Below are 19,279 nucleotides of genomic sequence, written 5' to 3'. Positions count from 1 at the left end.
ATCAGACCGATGAATAAAGCGCGGGGTTTAACCAGGATGGTCATTGGCCGGCCGAATCGGGGTAAAAGGCGTCAGACAGTTTTTTCAACGAAGGGGGTAGCCGCGACCCCAATCCCCCGACCAACAAAGTCGGATCAAGCTCCAAGACTCGCCCGTCCTTGGCCGCGCGGGTCGAGGACAGGATCGGGTTCTCCTTGAACAACGCCGCACGTGCCGCATCGCCGATCAGTGCACGATCAGCAAACACCAGCACCTCAGGGTCCAGACTGACCAGGGATTCGACAGAAAAGGGTTTGTAGCCGGTATGCGTGGCCAGATTGTGCCCACCGGCCTGTTGCAGCAACCAATCGGCGGCGGTGTCCTTGCCGGCGATGAGCAGTTTGCCGCCCGCGTGGCCAAGCAACAACAGCACGCCCGGCGTTTTTTGCGTCAGTTGTGCCTGAGTGACCCGACCCCTTTCATGATCGAGCATCCGTTGATAACTCTCGAACAACCGCGCCGCCCGGTCTTCAGCGCCGAGCAACGAGCCCAAATGCTTCAAGTTGTCCTGCAAGGTCATCAGATCCGGTTTAGCCGAAAACAGTTCGATTTGTACGCCGGCACTGCGAATCTGCGACAGCACCGGCGGCGGTCCCATTTCTTCGGTGCCGATCAAAATCTGCGGGCGTAAGCTCAAGATGCCCTCCGCCGACAGTTGCCGCTGATACCCGATTCTTGGCAGCGTCTTGAGGGAGTCAGGATACTGACTGGTGGTATCGACACCGACCAGTTTTGACGCTCCGCCCAGCGTGATGACCCACTCCGTCAGCGCTCCACTGGCACTGACCCAACGTTGTGGCAACTCGGCCGCTGCGGCGAGGTGGCTGACGAGGAGTCCGACACAGAGCGCAGCAACGCGGGTACTCAGGCGCATAAACAGCTTCCTTTAAGGGTTTTTCCGGGCATCAAAATGACAGGCCACGTATCCTTGGCGCCTGGCATCTGCACCCGAAGGGCAAGGCAGCCATTTGATAATTGCTTGCATTTGAACGTCAAGCTCGGACATATCCAGTCACGAGCCGCAGGACTTGAGGATAGACATGAAGTTTCTTTGTGCAGGCGTTGAGCTGGCCGATGCCAGCAGTCGCGGTTTCGACATCGACGGCCAGAAGCTCTTTGCCGTGCGCCGTGGCGGCCAGGTTTACGTCTACATCAATCGCTGCCCGCACCGTGGCGTGGGACTGGAATGGAAGCCCGACCAGTTTCTCGACCCCAGCAACAGCTTGATCCAGTGCGCGACCCACGGCGCACTGTTTCTGATCGAAGACGGCGAATGCGTGGCCGGTCCTTGCGCCGGGCAGTCCCTGACCACCGTCGCCTGCCGCGAAGACGAGCAAGGGATCTGGGTCAGTCTTTAACCGTTGAGCAACACATCCAGACGCCGATCGACCACCATTTCTTCGTGGGTCAAGTGCACGCCATAGGCCAGCACCTCGACCCCGCACGACACCGCCTCACGCAAGGCTGCGGCGTAGGCCGAATCGATTTCTTCTGCAGGACGCACAGCGTCGATGCCGGTGAGATTGACGCAATACAATTGCACCGCACGAATTCCATCCCGCGCCAAATGGGCCAATTCGCGTAAATGCTTGGCCCCGCGCTGGGTCACCGCATCGGGAAATGCCGCCACCGAAGAACCATCGAAGCCCAGGGTCACGCTTTTGACTTCTACATAAGCCGGCCCGCTCGGGTAATCGAGGCGGAAATCGATGCGACTGCTCTCCTGACCGTAGGCCACTTCGCGCTTCAGCTCGGTAAAGCCGGTGAGTTCGGTGATGACACCGGCTCGCAATGCTTCTTCGATCAAGCCGTTAGCCCGCCCGGTATTCACGCAAAACATGCGCCCCTGAGGGGTTTCGCCGACTTCCCAGGTGCCTGGCAACTTGCGCTTGGGGTCGTTGGAACGGCTGAACCAGACCTGCCCCCCTTCGACCTGGCAATTGAGCATCGAGCCGGTGTTCGGGCAGTGAATGGTCAGCAACTCGCCGCTAACGGTTTCGATATCGGCGAGAAAACGCTTGTAACGACGAATCAAACGACCTTCTTCGAGGGGAGGATGAAAACGCATCAGCCTTGCCAACTCTTCAAGCCGCGCGCAATCCGCTCGACCGCTTCCTGTAGGCGCGGAAGACTTTGGGTGTAGGCAAACCGCACATGGTGGCCGGCCTGATAACGACCGAAGTCCAGACCCGGAGTAATCGCCACGTGTTCGGTTTCGAGGAAATGTCGGCAGAACGCGAAGGCATCACCGCCGAACTTGCTGATATCGGCATACAAGTAGAACGCGCCTTCAGGCTCGACGGCGATACCAAAACCCAACTCTCGCAGGGCTGGCAGCAGGAAATCCCGACGACGACCGAATTCGGCACGACGTTCTTCCAGAATGCTGATCGTGGCCGGTTCGAAGCAGGCCAGAGCGGCGTACTGAGCCATGCTCGGGGCGCTGATGTAGAGGTTCTGGGCGAGTTTTTCCAGCTCACCGACCGCCGCTTCCGGCGCCACCAGCCAACCGAGGCGCCAACCGGTCATCCCGAAATACTTGGAAAAACTATTCAGTACAAAGGCACTGTCATCGACTTCCAGCACGCTGGCCGCATCAGTGCCGTAGGTCAGACCGTGATAGATCTCATCCACCACCAGATGACCGTGACGCTCCTTGATCGCGGCCGACAGGCCCGCCAGCTCATCGCGGCTCAGGATCGTCCCGGTCGGATTGGCTGGCGAAGCCACCAGGGCACCGACGCTGTCGTTATCCCAATGGAGGGCAATCAGGTCCGGCGTCAGTTGATAGCGCACGTCCGGACCTACAGGAACAAGCTGCGCTGCGCCTTCCACCAGCCGCAAAAAGTGTCGGTTGCACGGGTATCCCGGGTCCGCCAGCAGCCAGTGCTTGCCCGGGTCCACCAACAAGGCGCTGGCCAGCAGCAGCGCACCGGAACCGCCAGGTGTGATGAGGATTCGCTGCGGATTGATGTTCAAACCGTAACGTTGCTGATAAAAGCCGGAAATGGCCTCACGCAACTCGGGAATGCCGCGCGCGGCGGTGTAACGGGTCTTCCCCGCCGTCAGGGCGGCCTGACCGGCCTGAATAATCGGCTCGGCGGTGGTGAAGTCAGGTTCGCCGATTTCCAGGTGGATCACGTCGTGGCCAGCGGCTTGCAGTTCATTGGCCCGCGCCAGCAGCGCCATGACATGGAAAGGTTCGATCGCGCGACTGCGGGCACTGTAGGACTGAGCCATTAGCCTTCCTTCAACGGGGAAAAAAACTGATTCTACCCAAGCGCAGGAACGAGCGAGAACCTAAAGCGGTCAGACCGATATAACGCTGGTCTCAAACGACTCAAGCGTGTGTCTCAGGTTTGACTAAAATCAATAATTGATCAGGTCTCCAGCGCCACCAGACAAGGCTTTGCAATCATTTGCAAGCACAGCGGGCCACTACCTCGACATCCGGGAGTAGCGCGGTCCGATTTGATCTGGTAAGTTCGCCCGCTTGCAGCCGCAGGGCCGGCAGGTGTCGGTGATGGAGCAATCCTGCGCAATGGATTACAAGAGTAGAGGCGGTCTATTTCATGTCCACCCAAGCAAAGCAGCAAAACCAGACGATCAGCGGCTTCGAACCCTACAAAGAAGTAAAGGGCGAGGAATACATGGGCAAGCCCATGCGCGCTCACTTCACCAAGATCCTGAATAAGTGGAAACAGGACTTGATGCAGGAAGTCGACCGTACGGTTGATCACATGAAAGACGAAGCGGCCAACTTCCCGGACCCGGCAGACCGTGCCAGCCAGGAAGAAGAATTCAGCCTCGAGCTGCGTGCCCGCGACCGCGAGCGCAAGTTGATCAAAAAGATCGACAAGACGCTGCAATTGATCGAAGACGAAGAATATGGCTGGTGCGAGTCCTGCGGCGTCGAAATCGGCGTCAAGCGACTGGAAGCCCGCCCTACCGCCGACATGTGCGTTGACTGCAAGACCCTGGCGGAAATCAAGGAAAAGCAAGTCGGCAAGTAATCTCGACTTGAACGAAAAACGGAGCGTGCGAACGCTCCGTTTTTGTTTCTGATATTTGCTTCGATAGCAAAAACTGTGGGAGCGAGCCTGCTCGCGAAAGCGGAGTATCAGGCAACAGTAATGTTGGAGCTGATGACCCCTTCGCGAGCAGGCTCGCTCCCACAGGGACTTGCGTACGCCGGACAACATAGATCGCCTTTATGACTTCCCCCACCTACATCGGGCGTTTCGCCCCCACGCCCAGTGGACATCTGCATTTCGGTTCGCTGGTCGCAGCGCTGGCCTCGTACCTCGACGCGCGCTCGGTGGGTGGCCGCTGGCTGATGCGCATGGAAGATCTCGATCCGCCACGGGAGGAGCCCGGCGCTCAAGCGGCCATTCTCAAGGCCCTGGAAAGCTACGGTTTCGAGTGGGATGGCGAAATGGTCCGACAGAGTGACCGGCACGATGCCTACGCCGAAGTCCTCAATCGCCTGTTCAATCACGGTCTGGCCTACGCGTGCACCTGTTCACGCAAAACACTTGCGCCCTACCACGGGATTTATCCGGGGCTGTGCCGCAACGCCGGTCATGACACTAAAAATGCCGCGATCCGCCTGCGTGTCCCCGAGCTGGAATACCACTTCATCGACCGGGTGCAAGGCGAATACCGCCAACACCTGGGCCGGGAAGTCGGCGATTTCGTGATTCGTCGCCGCGACGGGCTCTACGCCTATCAATTGGCGGTGGTGCTGGACGATGCCTGGCAAGGCATTACCGATATCGTCCGTGGTGCCGATCTGCTCGACTCCACACCGCGCCAGCTCTACCTGCAAGAACTGCTTGGCCTGCCGCAACCGCGTTATCTGCATATCCCGCTGATCACCCAGCCCGATGGCAACAAGCTCGGTAAGTCCTATCGTTCGCCGCCGTTGACCGAAGATCAGGCAACCCCCTTGTTGCTGCGTGCATTGCGCGCACTGGGGCAGAATCCCGGCGCCGAACTGGCTTACGCCACACCACGGGAAGTGCTGAACTGGGGCATCGCCCACTGGGATGCCTTGTTGATCCCGCGAACACTCAACCTGCCCGAAGCGCTACTACAGTGATCACACTTGCAGTGGCGCGCCCATCCGTTACCATCGCCGCACGTTTTCGGGCACGCGCATAAAAAAGAGAGGCCGGGATGTACATCTATCGCTTGGTCCTGCTCCTGGTAGTGGGGATTTATCTGTTCTCCCCGGCCATCATGGATTGGTGGATCGACGCCACTGGCGCCTGGTATCGCCCTTATCTGCTCTGGCTGATTCTGATCGTCGTGACCTTCATCCTGCAGAGCCAAAAAGATGCCGATGAGCTTTAGCCTGACCGAGATGATCCTGATCAGCGCCGCGTACCTGGCGGTGCTGTTCGGCGTAGCCTGGGTCAGCGAACGGGGCATGATCCCCCGGGCGATCATTCGCCACCCGCTGACATACACCCTATCGCTGGGCGTTTACGCCAGTGCGTGGGCGTTTTATGGCACGGTGGGCCTGGCCTATCAGTACGGCTACGGATTTTTGTCCAGCTATCTAGGCGTCTCCGGCGCGTTTCTGCTGGCACCCGTACTTTTGTATCCGATCCTGAAAATCACCCGCACGTATCAGCTATCGTCGCTGGCCGATCTGTTCGCCTTCCGCTTCCGCAGCACCTGGGCCGGCGCACTGACCACGATCTTCATGCTGATCGGCGTGCTGCCGCTGCTGGCGTTGCAGATTCAAGCGGTGGCCGACTCCATCGGCATCCTCACCCGCGAGCCGGTGCAACATCGCGTGGCCCTGAGCTTCTGTGCACTGATTACGCTGTTCACGATTTTCTTTGGCTCGCGCCACATCGCCACCCGCGAGAAACACGAAGGCCTGGTGTTCGCGATTGCTTTCGAGTCGGTGATCAAACTGATCGCCATCGGCGGCGTTGGCCTCTATGCGCTGTATGGCGTCTTCGACGGCCCGCAACAGCTGGAACTGTGGCTGCTGCAAAACCAGACCGCCCTCGCCGCTTTGCATACACCATTGCAGGAAGGCCCATGGCGCACGTTGCTGCTGGTGTTCTTCGCCTCGGCGATTGTGATGCCGCACATGTACCACATGACGTTTACCGAAAACCTCAACCCGCGCTCGCTGGTCAGTGCGAGCTGGGGCTTGCCGCTGTTCCTGCTGTTGATGAGCCTGGCGGTACCGCTGATTCTCTGGGCCGGACTGAAACTCGGCGCGACCACCAACCCGGAATACTTCACGCTGGGCATCGGCATCGCCGCCAATAACAAGGCCCTGGCGTTATTGGCTTATGTCGGTGGATTGTCGGCGGCCAGCGGCTTGATCATTGTCACCACCCTGGCGCTGTCCGGGATGGCGCTGAACCACTTGGTGCTGCCGCTTTATCAGCCGCCCGCCGAAGGCAATATCTACCGCTGGCTGAAGTGGACCCGCCGGGCCCTGATCGTCGCGATCATCATGGCCGGTTACGGTTTCTACCTGCTGCTGGGCGCGGAACAGGATCTGGCGAATCTGGGCATCGTCGCCTTCGTCGCCACCCTGCAGTTCCTGCCAGGTGTGCTGTCGGTACTGTACTGGCCGACCGCCAACCGCCGTGGCTTCATCGCCGGTTTGCTCGCGGGGATTCTGGTGTGGCTGGTGACCATGCTGCTGCCGCTGGTCGGCAATCTGCAAGGCTTCTACATACCATTGCTGAACATGATCTACGTGCTGGACGACACCAGTTGGCACATGGCGGCGATCGCCTCGCTGGCGGCCAACGTACTGATGTTCACCCTGATTTCGCTGTTCACCAACGCCAGCAGCGAAGAGGCCAGCGCCGCCGAAGCCTGCGCCGTGGACAACGTGCGCCGTCCGCAACGCCGCGAACTGCACGCCGCCTCACCCCAGGAGTTCGCCACGCAGCTTGCAAAACCCTTGGGCGCCAAGGCTGCGCAGAAAGAAGTCGAACAGGCCCTGCGCGACCTCTATCTGCCTTTCGATGAGCGCCGTCCTTATGCCTTGCGCCGCTTGCGCGACCGTATCGAAGCCAACCTCTCCGGCCTGATGGGGCCGAGCGTGGCTCAGGACATGGTCGAGACATTCCTGCCTTATAAGGCCGGCGGTGAAAACTACGTCACCGAAGACATCCACTTCATCGAAAGTCGCCTCGAGGATTACCACTCGCGCCTGACCGGGCTTGCCGCCGAACTCGATGCCCTGCGCCGCTATCACCGCCAGACCTTGCAGGAGTTGCCGATGGGCGTTTGCTCGCTGGCCAAGGATCAGGAAATCCTCATGTGGAACAAGGCCATGGAGGAGCTGACCGGGATTGCCGCACAGCGCGTGGTCGGTTCGCGGCTGAGCACCATTGCCGATCCATGGAAAGAGCTGCTGCAAGGCTTCATCAATCTGCCGGACGAGCATTTACACAAACAGCACCTGGCCCTCGACGGCCAGACCCGCTGGCTGAACCTGCACAAAGCAGCGATTGACGAACCGCTCGCGCCGGGTAACAGCGGCCTGGTTCTACTGGTGGAAGACCTGACCGAAACCCAAATGCTCGAAGACAAACTGGTGCACTCCGAGCGTCTGGCCAGTATCGGTCGACTGGCTGCCGGCGTGGCCCATGAAATCGGCAACCCGATTACCGGCATCGCCTGTCTGGCGCAGAACCTGCGCGAAGAGCGCGAAGAAGACAGCGAACTGAAGGAAATCAGCGGGCAGATCCTGGAGCAGACCAAACGCGTGTCGCGCATCGTTCAGTCGCTGATGAGCTTCGCCCACGCCGGCAGTCATCAGCACAGTGACGAGCCCGTCTGTCTGGCCGAAGTGGCCCAGGATGCCATCGGTTTGCTGGCCCTGAACCGACGCAATTTCGAAGTGCAGTTCTACAACCTGTGCGATCCCGATCACTGGGTCGAAGGCGACCCGCAGCGGCTTGCACAAGTACTGATCAACTTGCTCTCAAACGCCCGCGACGCCTCGCCTCCCGGCAGTGCGGTGCGGGTCAAAAGCGAAGCCGGCGAACACACGGTCGATTTGATCGTGGAAGACGAAGGCAGCGGTATTCCGAAGAACATCATGGATAGATTGTTCGAACCTTTCTTCACCACCAAGGATCCTGGCGAAGGCACCGGTCTGGGCCTTGCACTGGTCTATTCCATCGTTGAAGAGCATTATGGACAAATCACCATCGACAGCCCGGCTGATGTTCAAAGCCAACGCGGCACCCGTATCCGGGTGACCTTGCCGCGTCATGTCGAAGCGACGTCCGCTGTGAACTGAGACCGTCGAGAGTATCGAATCAATGCCGCACATTTTGATCGTCGAAGACGAAACAATTATCCGCTCCGCCTTGCGCCGCCTGCTGGAACGTAACCAGTACCAGGTCAGCGAAGCCGGTTCAGTGCAGGAAGCACAAGAACGCTTCACCATTCCCACGTTCGACCTGATCGTCAGCGACCTGCGTCTGCCTGGCGCGCCTGGCACCGAGTTGATCAAACTCGGCCAAGGCACTCCGGTGCTGATCATGACCAGCTACGCCAGCCTGCGTTCGGCCGTTGACTCAATGAAGATGGGCGCGGTGGATTACATCGCCAAGCCTTTCGATCACGATGAAATGCTGCAAGCCGTCGCGCGAATCCTGCGTGACCGGCAATCCGTTCAAGCCAGCAGCGAACCGGTCGCCGGTAAAGCCGGCAATGGCGCTGCAAAACCGGGCGCCAATAACACCAACGGCGAAATCGGCATCATCGGCTCCTGCCCGCCGATGCAGGATCTGTACAGCAAGATCCGCAAAGTCGCGCCAACCGACTCCAATGTCCTGATCCAGGGCGAATCCGGCACCGGTAAAGAACTGGTGGCGCGCGCCCTGCACAATTTGTCCAAACGCGCCAAGGCGCCGATGATCTCGGTGAACTGCGCGGCCATTCCGGAAAGCCTGATCGAGTCCGAACTGTTCGGCCACGAAAAAGGCGCGTTCACTGGCGCCAGCGCCGGGCGTGCCGGCCTGGTGGAAGCGGCCGACGGCGGCACCTTGTTCCTCGACGAAATCGGCGAACTGCCACTGGAAGCCCAGGCCCGCCTGCTGCGCGTGCTGCAGGAAGGTGAAATTCGTCGTGTGGGTTCGGTGCAGTCCCAGAAAGTCGATGTGCGTCTGATCGCCGCGACTCACCGGGACCTCAAGAGCCTGGCGAAGATCGGTCAGTTCCGTGAAGACTTGTATTACCGCCTTCACGTGATCGCCCTGAAACTGCCGGCCCTGCGCGAGCGCGGCGCCGACGTCAACGAAATTGCCACCGCGTTCCTGGCGCGGCAGAGCGCGCGGGTCAACCGCACCGACCTGAAGTTCGCTCCGGATGCCGAGCAAGCCATTCGTCACTACTCCTGGCCGGGTAACGTTCGGGAGCTGGAAAACGCCGTAGAACGCGCCGTCATCCTGTGCGAGAGCCCGGAGATTTCCGCCGAGCTGCTGGGGATCGACATCGAACTGAGCGATCTGGACGATGACGATTTCATCGGCCTGCCCCCACAACAGGGCAGCGCCGCCGGTAACAATAGCCATGAGCCGACCGAAGACCTGTCACTGGAAGACTACTTCCAGCACTTCGTTCTCGAGCATCAGGACCACATGACCGAAACCGAGTTGGCGCGCAAACTCGGTGTCAGTCGCAAATGCCTGTGGGAACGCCGTCAGCGCCTGGGCATTCCGCGGCGCAAGACCGGAGTTGCCAGCGAGAGCTGAACCGTGCCTGTCTGATGCGCGGGTAACACGTGACTTTGTGAAAAAACTGTTACCTCAGCTTTTTCACGTAACAGAAGCCGGGGCTTACGGTAACGAAGCCCCGGTTTTTTTTGGCCTCTGAAAACCTCACCAGCCGGTCTAACCCCTTGTTTTGCTGGCCCTCGCAAAAGTTGGCACGCCCCCTGCTATATGTTTGGTACAAGAACAATAACAAGCAATGTACAAGACAATAAAAATAAGACGTATCGACTCACGCACAATAAAAACAAGACGGCGAGAGGCGTAGCTAACTGATTCTTTTGGAGAGGCGTTGTATTTGGGGCTTGCCCCACGACCAGGCCGAGAACAATAAAAACTGTCACAAGACAGAGCCTGCACTGGTTGGATCGCAAGATCACTGCAACACAGCGACCAAAGCAATCCGTTTGCTCTTGGCTCCCGATTGGGAGGGTCATGAAGAAAAAACTTCATGGCGAGGGCACTTAATAAAAACAAAAAGCCCGAATCAAAAATAAAAATAGAGCATGCAACTACTTTCTTGGGGAGCTTCGGCTCCCCTTGTAGTTTCTGCGATTCGACATTCACGCTGCCCCTGTAGCAGCTGCCGAGCCTGCGAGGCTGCGTTCGACTACGCAGTAGTCGCAATATGGGCAACCGGCTTTCTCCTGACACACCGCAATCTCAGGTTTTACGACGGCTTCGTCCGAACGCGGCCCGCACCGAACGCAGCCTCGCGCTGCTCAGCAGCTGCTACAGGCCTATGCGTACCAGCCCCTGCTTCAAGCGCTTGCGCAGCTTCCTACACCATCCCCCGACTAAATGCTAGAATCCCCGCCCATCATGCGGTCATTCTTCGTTTTGGCCGAATATTCCTTCAAACAGTGCATCCCATGCTGAAGAAGTTGTTCCAGTCATTCCGTTCTCCCAAGCGTCATACGCAACACATTCGCAGTACGCCTGAAGTGCTCAACAGCGGCCAACATTCGCTGCAAAAGGCCCAATTCAGTCGCTACGCGGTGAACATCGTCGAACGCCTGCAGAACGCCGGTTATCAGGCTTACCTGGTCGGCGGCTGTGTGCGTGACATGCTGCTCGGCATCACGCCAAAAGATTTCGACGTCGCCACCAGTGCCACCCCTGAACAGGTGCGGGCCGAATTCCGCAACGCGCGGATCATCGGTCGCCGCTTCAAGCTGGTGCACATCCACTTTGGTCGCGAAATCATTGAAGTCGCGACCTTCCGCGCCAATCACCCGCAAAACGATGAAGAGGAAGACAGCAACCAGTCTTCCCGTAACGAAAGCGGGCGCATCCTGCGCGATAACGTCTATGGCACGCTGGAAGAAGATGCGCAACGCCGCGACTTCACCATCAACGCCTTGTATTACGATCCGGTCAGCGAGCGCATCCTCGATTACGCCAACGGCGTACACGACATCCGCAATCACCTGATCCGCCTGATCGGCGATCCGAAGCAACGCTACCAGGAAGATCCGGTACGGATGCTGCGAGCCGTGCGTTTCGCCGCCAAGCTGAACTTCGGCATCGAAAAGCACAGCGCCGCGCCAATCCGTGAACTGGCGCCGATGCTGCGCGAGATCCCATCGGCCCGCCTGTTCGAAGAAGTGCTCAAGCTGTTCCTTTCCGGCCATGCCGCGGACACCTTCGAGATGCTGGTCGACCTGCAGCTGTTCGATCCGCTGTTCCCGGCCAGCGCCGAGGCGCTGGAATACAACCCGACGTACACCCACACGCTGATCAGCGAAGCGTTGATCAACACTGATCTGCGGATCAAACAGAACAAACCGGTGACCCCGGCGTTCCTGTTTGCGGCGTTGCTTTGGCCTGCCCTGCCGGCCCGTGTATTGCGCCTGCAAGAACGTGGCATGCCGCCGATTCCGGCGATGCAGGAAGCGGCTCACGAGTTGATTGCCGAACAGTGCCAGCGCATCGCGATTCCGAAACGCTTCACCATGCCGATCCGCGAGATCTGGGACATGCAGGAGCGTCTGCCACGCCGCAGCGGCAAGCGCGCCGACCTGTTGCTGGACAACCCGCGGTTCCGTGCCGGTTACGACTTCCTGCTGCTGCGCGAAAGCGCCGGTGAGCAGACTGATGGCCTGGGCGAATGGTGGACGGACTATCAGGACGCCAACGACAGCGAACGTCGCGACATGATCCGCGACCTCAGCGGCAAAGATGACGGCACTGGCGCGCCACGCAAACGTCGCCGCAGCGGTGGCGCCAAGCGCAAACGCACCGCAGGCGCACCGAGCGCCACGGGCGAGTAATCCATGGAACGCATCTACATCGGCATGGGCAGCAATCTGGCTGACCCCGCCGAACAATTGCGCAGCGCCGTCGAGGCGCTGGCGCAGTTGCCGCAGACCGAACTGATCGGGGTTTCCGCGTTTTATCAGAGCGACTCGCTGCTGCCCGGTCAACCGCGATACACCAATGCGGTCGCCGCCCTCGACAGCACGCTCCCACCGTTGGACCTGCTCGATGCGCTGCAAGCCATCGAGAACGAACAGGGCCGCGAACGTCTTGAGCGCTGGGGTCCACGCACGCTTGACCTCGATATCGTGCTGTTTGGCGATCGGCTGATCGACGAGCCGCGCCTCAAGGTGCCCCACTACCATATGCAGGAACGGGCTTTCGTTCTCTATCCACTGGCCGAACTGGCGCCTGCGGATTTGCGTCTGGCTGATGGTCGCAGCCTGAGTGATTTGCTCGCTGCCTGCCCGTTCGTCGGGCTGGAACGTCTCCTCCAAAATTGACAAAAATCCCCTGTGGGAGCGAGCCTGCTCGCGATAGCGGCCTGTCATTCAACATTGATGCTGGCTGATCCACCGCTATCGCGAGCAGGCTCGCTCCCACATTGGTTTTGTGTCGAACATGAGATCGGTAGTTGCTGAATCGCATCAGTTACCCCGGTAACACCCCACGCGTAACAACGCGGTAACACACACAATTGACTTCCCGAGTTCTCCTCACGACTATAGGCGTCCCGCTGCCGCCAACACGGCGTTGAAGGGCGCAATCCAGGCCTTAAAAGCACGACAACAGACCGTGCGCCTGTATTTAACGAAGAATCACGCGCGTTACTCGCAGTAGTTTCCACAGCGCCTGAATGAGGAACTTTTCATGCCAGCCATCACCCTGACCACTCTGCAAGGTCTCAAGCAAAAAGGTGAAAAGATCACCATGCTGACCTGCTATGACGCGACCTTCGCCCACGCCTGCAATGAGGCGGGTGTCGAAGTGCTGCTGGTGGGCGACTCCCTTGGCATGGTTTTGCAAGGTCACGACAGCACCCTGCCGGTCACCACCGCTGAAATGGCTTACCACGTGGCATCCGTCAAACGCGGTAACACCGATGCGTTGATCCTCGCCGACCTGCCCTTCATGGCCTACGCCACCATCGAACAAACCATGACCAACAGTGCCCTGTTGATGCAGGCGGGTGCGCACATGGTCAAGGTAGAAGGTGCGCTGTGGCTGGCGGACTCGATCCGTCTGCTGGCCGAGCGCGGCATCCCGGTGTGCGCGCACATGGGGCTGACGCCACAATCGGTGAATATTCTGGGCGGTTACAAAGTCCAGGGCCGTAGCGAGAACCAGGCACGCCAGATGCGCGCCGATGCCATCGCCCTGGAACAGGCTGGTGCAGCCATGCTGTTACTCGAGTGCGTACCGAGTGAACTGGCCCAGGAAATCACCCAGGCTGTGGGTATTCCGGTAATCGGTATCGGCGCCGGCAGTGCCACCGACGGCCAGGTGCTGGTTCTGCACGACATGCTCGGCCTGTCGATTACTGGCCGTGTGCCGAAGTTCGTGAAGAATTTCATGGCCGGGCAACAAAACATTCAAGCGGCGCTTGGTGCGTACGTCACTGAAGTCAAAGCGGCGACTTTCCCTGGTATCGAACACGGATTCTCTGCATGAACACCGTAAAAACCGTACGCGAATTGCGGGCCGCCGTGGCCCGTGCCCGCAGTGAGGGCAAGCGCATCGGCTTCGTGCCGACCATGGGCAACCTGCACAGCGGTCATGTGGCACTGGTGACCAAAGCCACTCAACGGGTGGACTTCGTGGTCGCGAGCATTTTCGTCAACCCGTTGCAGTTCGGCGCCGGCGAAGACCTCGACAAGTACCCGCGCACCCTCGCAGCCGATCAGGAGAAACTGCTCCAGGCCGGTTGCCACTTGCTGTTCGCGCCAACCGTTGAAGAAATGTATCCCGACGGCATGGTTGGCCAGACCCGCGTCAGCGTCCCCCAACTCTCCGAAGGCCTCTGCGGCGCCAGCCGTCCCGGGCATTTCGAAGGTGTGGCGACGGTAGTCACCAAGCTGTTCAACATGGTTCAGCCGGACCTGGCGATCTTCGGCCAGAAAGACTTCCAGCAATTGGCGGTGATCCGCGCCCTGGTGCATGACCTGAACATGCCGATCCAGATCATCGGTGAACCGACGGTACGTGCAGCCGATGGCCTGGCGCTGTCGTCGCGCAATGGTTTCCTCAGCGAAGAACAGCGGGCCGTTGCGCCGGTTGTGTATCGCGGCTTGAGCCAGATTGCCGACACGATCAAACAGGGCGAACGGGATTTCCCTGCGTTGATTGGCGCGCAGATCAAGCAGCTTGAAGCAGCGGGTTTGCGTCCAGACTATCTGGAAATTCGTCATGCCCAGACCTTGCGCCCGGCAACGGCGGAAGATCGGGACCTGGTGATTCTGGTGGCAGCGTTCCTGGGCACTACGCGGTTGATCGATAACCTGCACCTGAACCTGAACCTAGACGCTACTGCCTAAAAGCACCGCAATTCCCCTGTGGGAGCGAGCTTGCTCGCGATGGCGGACTGTCAGCCAACATTGATGTTGAATCTGACGGCCCCATCGCGAGCAGGCTCGCTCCCACATTGGGTCGGCGGTGACTCCGCACGCCGTATTGCTGACCCTCAAGCCCTTGGGCACAATGCCCGCCGTTCGATTCCGACCAGGGGAAACACTCATGCACGCCATCATGCTCAAAGCCAAGCTCCATCGCGCCGAAGTCACCCACGCTGTACTCGATTACGAGGGTTCTTGCGCCATCGACGGCGAATGGCTGGACCTGTCCGGCATTCGTGAGTACGAACAGATCCAGATCTACAACGTCGACAATGGTGAACGCTTCACCACCTACGCGATTCGTGGTGAAGAAGGCTCGCGCATGATCTCGGTCAACGGTGCCGCCGCACACAAGGCCAAGGTGGGTGATCGCGTGATCATCTGCGCATACGCTCACTACAGCGAAGCCGAGCTGCTCAACTTCAAGCCACGCATGCTCTACATGGCGCCGGGTAATGAACTGAGCCATACCAGCAATGCCATTCCGGTTCAGGTCGCCTGATCCAGTCTTAGCCCCTCCCCCCTTCCGTTTGTCGGACCGTTCCCTGCTTGATGTATAAAAAAGTACCGGGAACGGGTCAGACAAAGTCAAGACAGATCGCAGCGCGAGGTTTACTGTATTCGCCCTGTGTCATGAAATCGTGTCGACGCAGTTGACCGGACGCCCACCCACAGCGCTCCGGTATTTTTAGTGTTCAAAAGGCCGTTCAAGTAAAAAGGAAACCCGCAGCGATGGCGTATTACCGCACCCCTCAAGACGTTACCGCTCTGCCCGCCTGGCAAGCGTTGAATGACCACCGCCAAGCCATGCAGGATTTCAGCATGCGCGAAGCCTTTAATGCCGATCCGCAGCGCTTTACCCAATTCACCCTCAGCAGCTGCGGCCTGTTTCTCGATTACTCGAAAAACCTGATCAACGCCCAGACCCGCGACCTGCTGGTCGGCCTGGCCAACGAAGTCGACCTCCAGGGCGCAATCAAAGCGCTGTTCGAAGGCGAAATCGTCAACTCCTCCGAAGGCCGCCCCGCCCTGCACACAGCCCTGCGCCGTCCGGTCGGCGACAAGCTGAAGGTCAACGGCGTCAACGTGATGCCGGAAGTGCACAAGGTCCTGAACCAGATCACCGACCTCGTGGGCCGTATCCATGACGGTTTGTGGCGCGGCTACTCCGAGAAGCCGATCACTGACGTGGTGAATATCGGCATCGGTGGCTCGTTCCTCGGCCCGGAGCTGGTCTCCGAAGCGCTGCTGTCCTACGCCCAGAAGGGCGTGCGCTGCCATTACCTGGCGAACATCGACGGCAGTGAGTTCCACGAACTGACCATGAAACTGCGCGCCGAAACCACGCTGTTCATCGTTTCGTCGAAATCCTTCAACACCCTCGAAACCCTGAAGAATGCCCAGGCCGCACGCGCCTGGTACCTGGCGCAGGGTGGTTCGGAAGCCGAGCTGTACCGTCACTTCATCGCCGTCTCGAGCAACAATGCAGCGGCGGTGGCCTTCGGGATCCGCGAAGAAAACATCTTCCCGATGTGGGACTGGGTTGGCGGCCGTTACTCGCTGTGGTCGGCCATCGGTTTGCCGATTGCCCTGGCCATCGGCATGTCGAACTTCAAGGAACTGCTGTCCGGTGCCTACACCATGGACCAGCATTTCCAGAGCGCGCCGTTCGAACAGAACATGCCGGTGCTGCTGGCCCTGCTCGGCGTGTGGTACGGAAATTTCTGGGGCGCGCAAAGCCACGCGATCCTGCCGTACGACCACTACCTGCGGAACATCACCAAGCATTTGCAACAGCTGGACATGGAATCCAACGGCAAGAGCGTGCGCCAGGACGGCACTCCGGTCTCCACCGACACCGGTCCGGTGATCTGGGGCGGCGTCGGTTGCAACGGTCAACACGCTTACCACCAGTTGCTGCACCAGGGCACCCAACTGATCCCGGCCGACTTCATCGTGCCAATCGTCAGCTTCAACCCGGTGTCCGATCACCACCAGTGGCTGTACGCCAACTGCCTGTCGCAAAGCCAGGCGCTGATGCTGGGCAAGACCCTTGCCGAGGCCGAAGCCGAGTTGCGCGACAAAGGCATGAGCGAAGAAGAGGTGCACAAAATCGCACCGCACAAGGTGATCCCGGGCAACCGTCCGAGCAATACGTTGGTAGTCGAGCGCATCAGCCCGCGTCGTCTCGGCGCATTGGTGGCGATGTACGAACACAAAGTCTTCGTGCAAAGCGTGATCTGGGGCATCAACGCCTTCGACCAATGGGGCGTGGAGCTGGGTAAAGAGCTGGGCAAAGGCGTCTACAACCGCCTGGTCGGCAGCGAAGAAACCCCGGCTGACGATGCTTCGACCCAAGGCTTGATCAACTACTTCCGCGGTCGTCACCGCGGTTGATCTGACGCCTCATAGGCTATCCCCTGTGGGAGCGAGCCTGCTCGCGAATACGGTTTTTCATTCAACATTGATGTTGGCTGATCCATCGTATTCGCGAGCAGGCTCGCTCCCACAGTCGTTTTGAGTCCCCCCATTAGGCGTTCGGCTTGAACCCTTTCGCTACTCGGCGCATCTTTATTACTTGTCGCAAAACAAGAATAAGGAACCGTCATGTTCGATATCAGCACGTTCCCCAAAGCCGATGCCGTCCGCCGGGCTGCAAATCTGAGTCAAGACGACTATAAGCGCCTCTATCGCCAATCCATCGAACACCCCAGTGAATTCTGGGCTGAACAGGCCACACGCTTTCTCGACTGGAGTAAGCCGTGGGATACCGTCCAGCGCTATAACCTGAAAACTGGTGAGGCGAGCTGGTTCGCCGGCGGCAAGTTGAACGTCAGTTACAACTGCATCGACCGCCACCTGGAAAAGCGCGGCGATCAAATCGCGATCATCTGGGAAGGCGACGACCCTGCCGAATCCGCGCAGATCAGCTACAAAAAACTTCATCACAACGTCTGTCGCCTGGCCAACGTACTCAAAAGCCGTGGCGTGAAGAAAGGCGACCGCGTGTGCATCTACATGCCGATGATCCCCGAAGCCGCCTACGCCATGCTCGCCTGCTCGCGCATTGGGGCAGTGCATTCGGTGGTGTTTGGTGGTTTCTCTCCGGACTCTGTGCGTGACCGGATTCTCGATGCCGACTGCCGCACCGTGATCACCGCCGATGAAGGCGTGCGCGGCGGTAAAGTCGTGCCGCTCAAGCAGAAGGTCGACAAGGCGCTGCAAAGTTGCCCGAACGTCAGCACCGTCGTCGTGGTCGAGCGCACTCAGGGCAAAGTGGACTGGGTCGAGGGCCGGGACATCTGGTATCACCAGGCGCTGCGTGACGTCAGCGACGATTGTCCGCCTGAACCGATGGACGCCGAAGACCCGCTGTTTATCCTCTACACCTCCGGCAGCACCGGCAAACCCAAAGGCGTGCTGCACACCACCGGCGGCTACCTGCTGCAAGTGGCGATGACCTTCAAATACGTGCTCGACTACCGCGACGGCGAAGTCTTCTGGTGCACCGCCGATGTCGGCTGGGTCACCGGCCACAGCTACATCGTCTACGGCCCGCTGGCCAACGGCGCGACCACGCTGATCTTCGAGGGCGTGCCGAGTTACCCGAGCAGCGCGCGCTTCTGGCAGGCGATCGACAAGCACCATGTGAACATTTTCTATACCGCCCCGACCGCCCTGCGCTCCCTGATGCGTGAAGGCCCCGAACCGTTGAAGGAAACTTCCCGCGCGAGCCTCAGATTACTCGGCAGTGTCGGTGAGCCCATCAACCCGGAAGCATGGGAGTGGTACTTCAATGCCGTCGGCGAACAGCGTTGTCCAATCGTCGATACCTGGTGGCAGACCGAAACCGGCGGCATCATGCTCAGCCCTCTGGTCAGCGCTCAACGGATCAAACCCGGCTGCGCCACGCAACCGATGTTCGGCGTGCAACCGGTGCTGCTCGATGAAGTGGGCAAGGAAATCAAAGGCGCCGGCAGCGGCGTGCTGGCGATCAAATCCAGCTGGCCGGCGCAGATCCGCAGCGTCTACGGCGACCCGCAACGAATGGTCGACACTTACTTCAAGCCCTACCCCGGTTACTACTTCACTGGCGACGGTGCCCGGCGCGATGAGGATGGTGATTACTGGATCACCGGGCGCATCGACGACGTGATCAACGTCTCCGGGCACCGCATCGGCACCGCGGAAGTGGAAAGCGCGCTCGTGCTACACGACAGCATCGCCGAAGCGGCGGTGGTTGGTTACCCGCATGACGTCAAGGGTCAGGGCATCTATGCCTTCGTCACCCCCATGAACGGCACCGAGCCCAGTGACGAACTGAAGAAAGAACTGCTGGCTCACGTCAGCGAGGAAATCGGCAGCTTCGCCAAACCGGACCTGATCCAGTGGGCGCCGGCCTTGCCGAAAACCCGTTCGGGCAAGATCATGCGGCGCATTCTGCGCAAGATCGCCTGCAACGAACTGGACAGCCTGGGTGACACCTCGACCCTGGCTGACCCGAGCGTGGTCCAGGAGCTGGTCGATAAACGCCTGAATCAGTAACTTCATGCTTTAAACTTCCCGGCGCGGCCCATCACGGCCGCGCCTTTTTTTCGC

Annotated in this window: 16 protein-coding genes; 13 read left to right on the top strand and 3 right to left on the bottom strand. The window is 59.5% G+C overall.

Features of this window, described 5'->3' with window-relative positions; translation table 11 throughout:
- Positions 1 to 40: 40 nt before the first annotated feature.
- Entirely contained in the window at positions 41 to 913 is an 873-nt protein-coding gene (locus tag JFU47_RS21885; RefSeq protein ID WP_201185615.1) for a heme/hemin ABC transporter substrate-binding protein, read from the bottom strand.
- 166 nt (positions 914 to 1,079) lie between these two features.
- Here JFU47_RS21885 and JFU47_RS21880 point away from each other — a divergent pair, with 166 nt between their 5' ends.
- Positions 1,080 to 1,397: a Rieske (2Fe-2S) protein gene (locus tag JFU47_RS21880; protein WP_008153288.1), complete on the top strand. Its 318-nt coding sequence runs from the start codon at positions 1,080 to 1,082 to the stop codon at positions 1,395 to 1,397.
- Here the strand turns inward: JFU47_RS21880 and sfsA are convergent.
- Positions 1,394 to 2,107, bottom strand: a complete 714-nt coding sequence (sfsA, locus tag JFU47_RS21875) for a DNA/RNA nuclease SfsA (RefSeq protein WP_201185614.1) — start codon at positions 2,105 to 2,107, stop codon at positions 1,394 to 1,396. The two genes, JFU47_RS21880 and sfsA, sit on opposite strands and share 4 nt — an antisense overlap.
- Positions 2,107 to 3,279 carry a pyridoxal phosphate-dependent aminotransferase gene (locus JFU47_RS21870; protein ID WP_201185612.1) on the bottom strand — a complete coding sequence of 391 codons (1,173 nt, stop codon included), beginning with the start codon at positions 3,277 to 3,279 and terminating at the stop codon, positions 2,107 to 2,109. The genes sfsA and JFU47_RS21870 overlap by 1 nt, the downstream gene beginning before the upstream one ends.
- Positions 3,280 to 3,611: 332 nt before the next feature.
- On the opposite strand from JFU47_RS21870, the gene dksA reads away from it, so the two are divergent.
- From dksA to acs, 12 genes are all read left to right on the top strand, one after another.
- Positions 3,612 to 4,052, top strand: coding sequence for an RNA polymerase-binding protein DksA (gene dksA / locus JFU47_RS21865; protein WP_201185610.1), 441 nt, complete (start codon positions 3,612 to 3,614; stop codon positions 4,050 to 4,052).
- A 200-nt stretch (positions 4,053 to 4,252) separates the two neighbouring features.
- Positions 4,253 to 5,140, top strand: a complete 888-nt coding sequence (gene gluQRS, locus JFU47_RS21860) for a tRNA glutamyl-Q(34) synthetase GluQRS (RefSeq protein WP_201185602.1) — start codon at positions 4,253 to 4,255, stop codon at positions 5,138 to 5,140.
- Positions 5,141 to 5,217: 77 nt separating this feature from the next.
- Positions 5,218 to 5,394 carry a hypothetical protein gene (locus tag JFU47_RS21855; RefSeq protein ID WP_003176118.1) on the top strand — a complete coding sequence of 59 codons (177 nt, stop codon included), beginning with the start codon at positions 5,218 to 5,220 and terminating at the stop codon, positions 5,392 to 5,394.
- Positions 5,378 to 8,332 (top strand): sensor histidine kinase, encoded by a 2,955-nt coding sequence (locus JFU47_RS21850; protein ID WP_161990842.1) that lies wholly within the window; start codon positions 5,378 to 5,380, stop codon positions 8,330 to 8,332. Before JFU47_RS21855 ends, JFU47_RS21850 begins: the two co-directional genes overlap by 17 nt.
- A gap of 22 nt (positions 8,333 to 8,354) precedes the next feature.
- Complete coding sequence (locus JFU47_RS21845; RefSeq protein ID WP_201185599.1) at positions 8,355 to 9,791, top strand: sigma-54-dependent transcriptional regulator; 1,437 nt, start codon at positions 8,355 to 8,357, stop codon at positions 9,789 to 9,791.
- Between the two features lie 890 nt (positions 9,792 to 10,681).
- The gene (locus JFU47_RS21840) at positions 10,682 to 12,082 is read left to right on the top strand and encodes a polynucleotide adenylyltransferase PcnB (protein ID WP_008153304.1); all 1,401 of its coding nucleotides are present in this window, start codon (positions 10,682 to 10,684) and stop codon (positions 12,080 to 12,082) included.
- A gap of 3 nt (positions 12,083 to 12,085) precedes the next feature.
- Positions 12,086 to 12,571, top strand: a complete 486-nt coding sequence (gene folK / locus JFU47_RS21835) for a 2-amino-4-hydroxy-6-hydroxymethyldihydropteridine diphosphokinase (protein WP_140681109.1) — start codon at positions 12,086 to 12,088, stop codon at positions 12,569 to 12,571.
- Between the two features lie 367 nt (positions 12,572 to 12,938).
- Positions 12,939 to 13,739 (top strand): 3-methyl-2-oxobutanoate hydroxymethyltransferase, encoded by an 801-nt coding sequence (gene panB, locus JFU47_RS21830; RefSeq protein ID WP_140681107.1) that lies wholly within the window; start codon positions 12,939 to 12,941, stop codon positions 13,737 to 13,739.
- Positions 13,736 to 14,602 (top strand): pantoate--beta-alanine ligase, encoded by an 867-nt coding sequence (gene panC, locus JFU47_RS21825; RefSeq protein ID WP_201185597.1) that lies wholly within the window; start codon positions 13,736 to 13,738, stop codon positions 14,600 to 14,602. Before panB ends, panC begins: the two co-directional genes overlap by 4 nt.
- Before the next feature lie 199 nt (positions 14,603 to 14,801).
- Positions 14,802 to 15,182 (top strand): aspartate 1-decarboxylase, encoded by a 381-nt coding sequence (gene panD, locus JFU47_RS21820; protein WP_003228271.1) that lies wholly within the window; start codon positions 14,802 to 14,804, stop codon positions 15,180 to 15,182.
- A 230-nt stretch (positions 15,183 to 15,412) separates the two neighbouring features.
- Positions 15,413 to 17,077 carry a glucose-6-phosphate isomerase gene (gene pgi, locus JFU47_RS21815; RefSeq protein ID WP_140681103.1) on the top strand — a complete coding sequence of 555 codons (1,665 nt, stop codon included), beginning with the start codon at positions 15,413 to 15,415 and terminating at the stop codon, positions 17,075 to 17,077.
- Between the two features lie 210 nt (positions 17,078 to 17,287).
- Positions 17,288 to 19,225 (top strand): acetate--CoA ligase, encoded by a 1,938-nt coding sequence (acs, locus tag JFU47_RS21810; protein WP_201185594.1) that lies wholly within the window; start codon positions 17,288 to 17,290, stop codon positions 19,223 to 19,225.
- Positions 19,226 to 19,279: the final 54 nt, after the last annotated feature.

This window comes from Pseudomonas sp. TH39(2020), from assembly GCF_016650715.1.
In the GTDB taxonomy this organism is placed as follows: Bacteria; Pseudomonadota; Gammaproteobacteria; order Pseudomonadales; family Pseudomonadaceae; genus Aquipseudomonas; species Aquipseudomonas mandelii_C.
The sequence above is the reverse complement of the archived record's forward strand: the minus strand, read 5'-3'. Positions and strand labels throughout refer to the sequence as shown.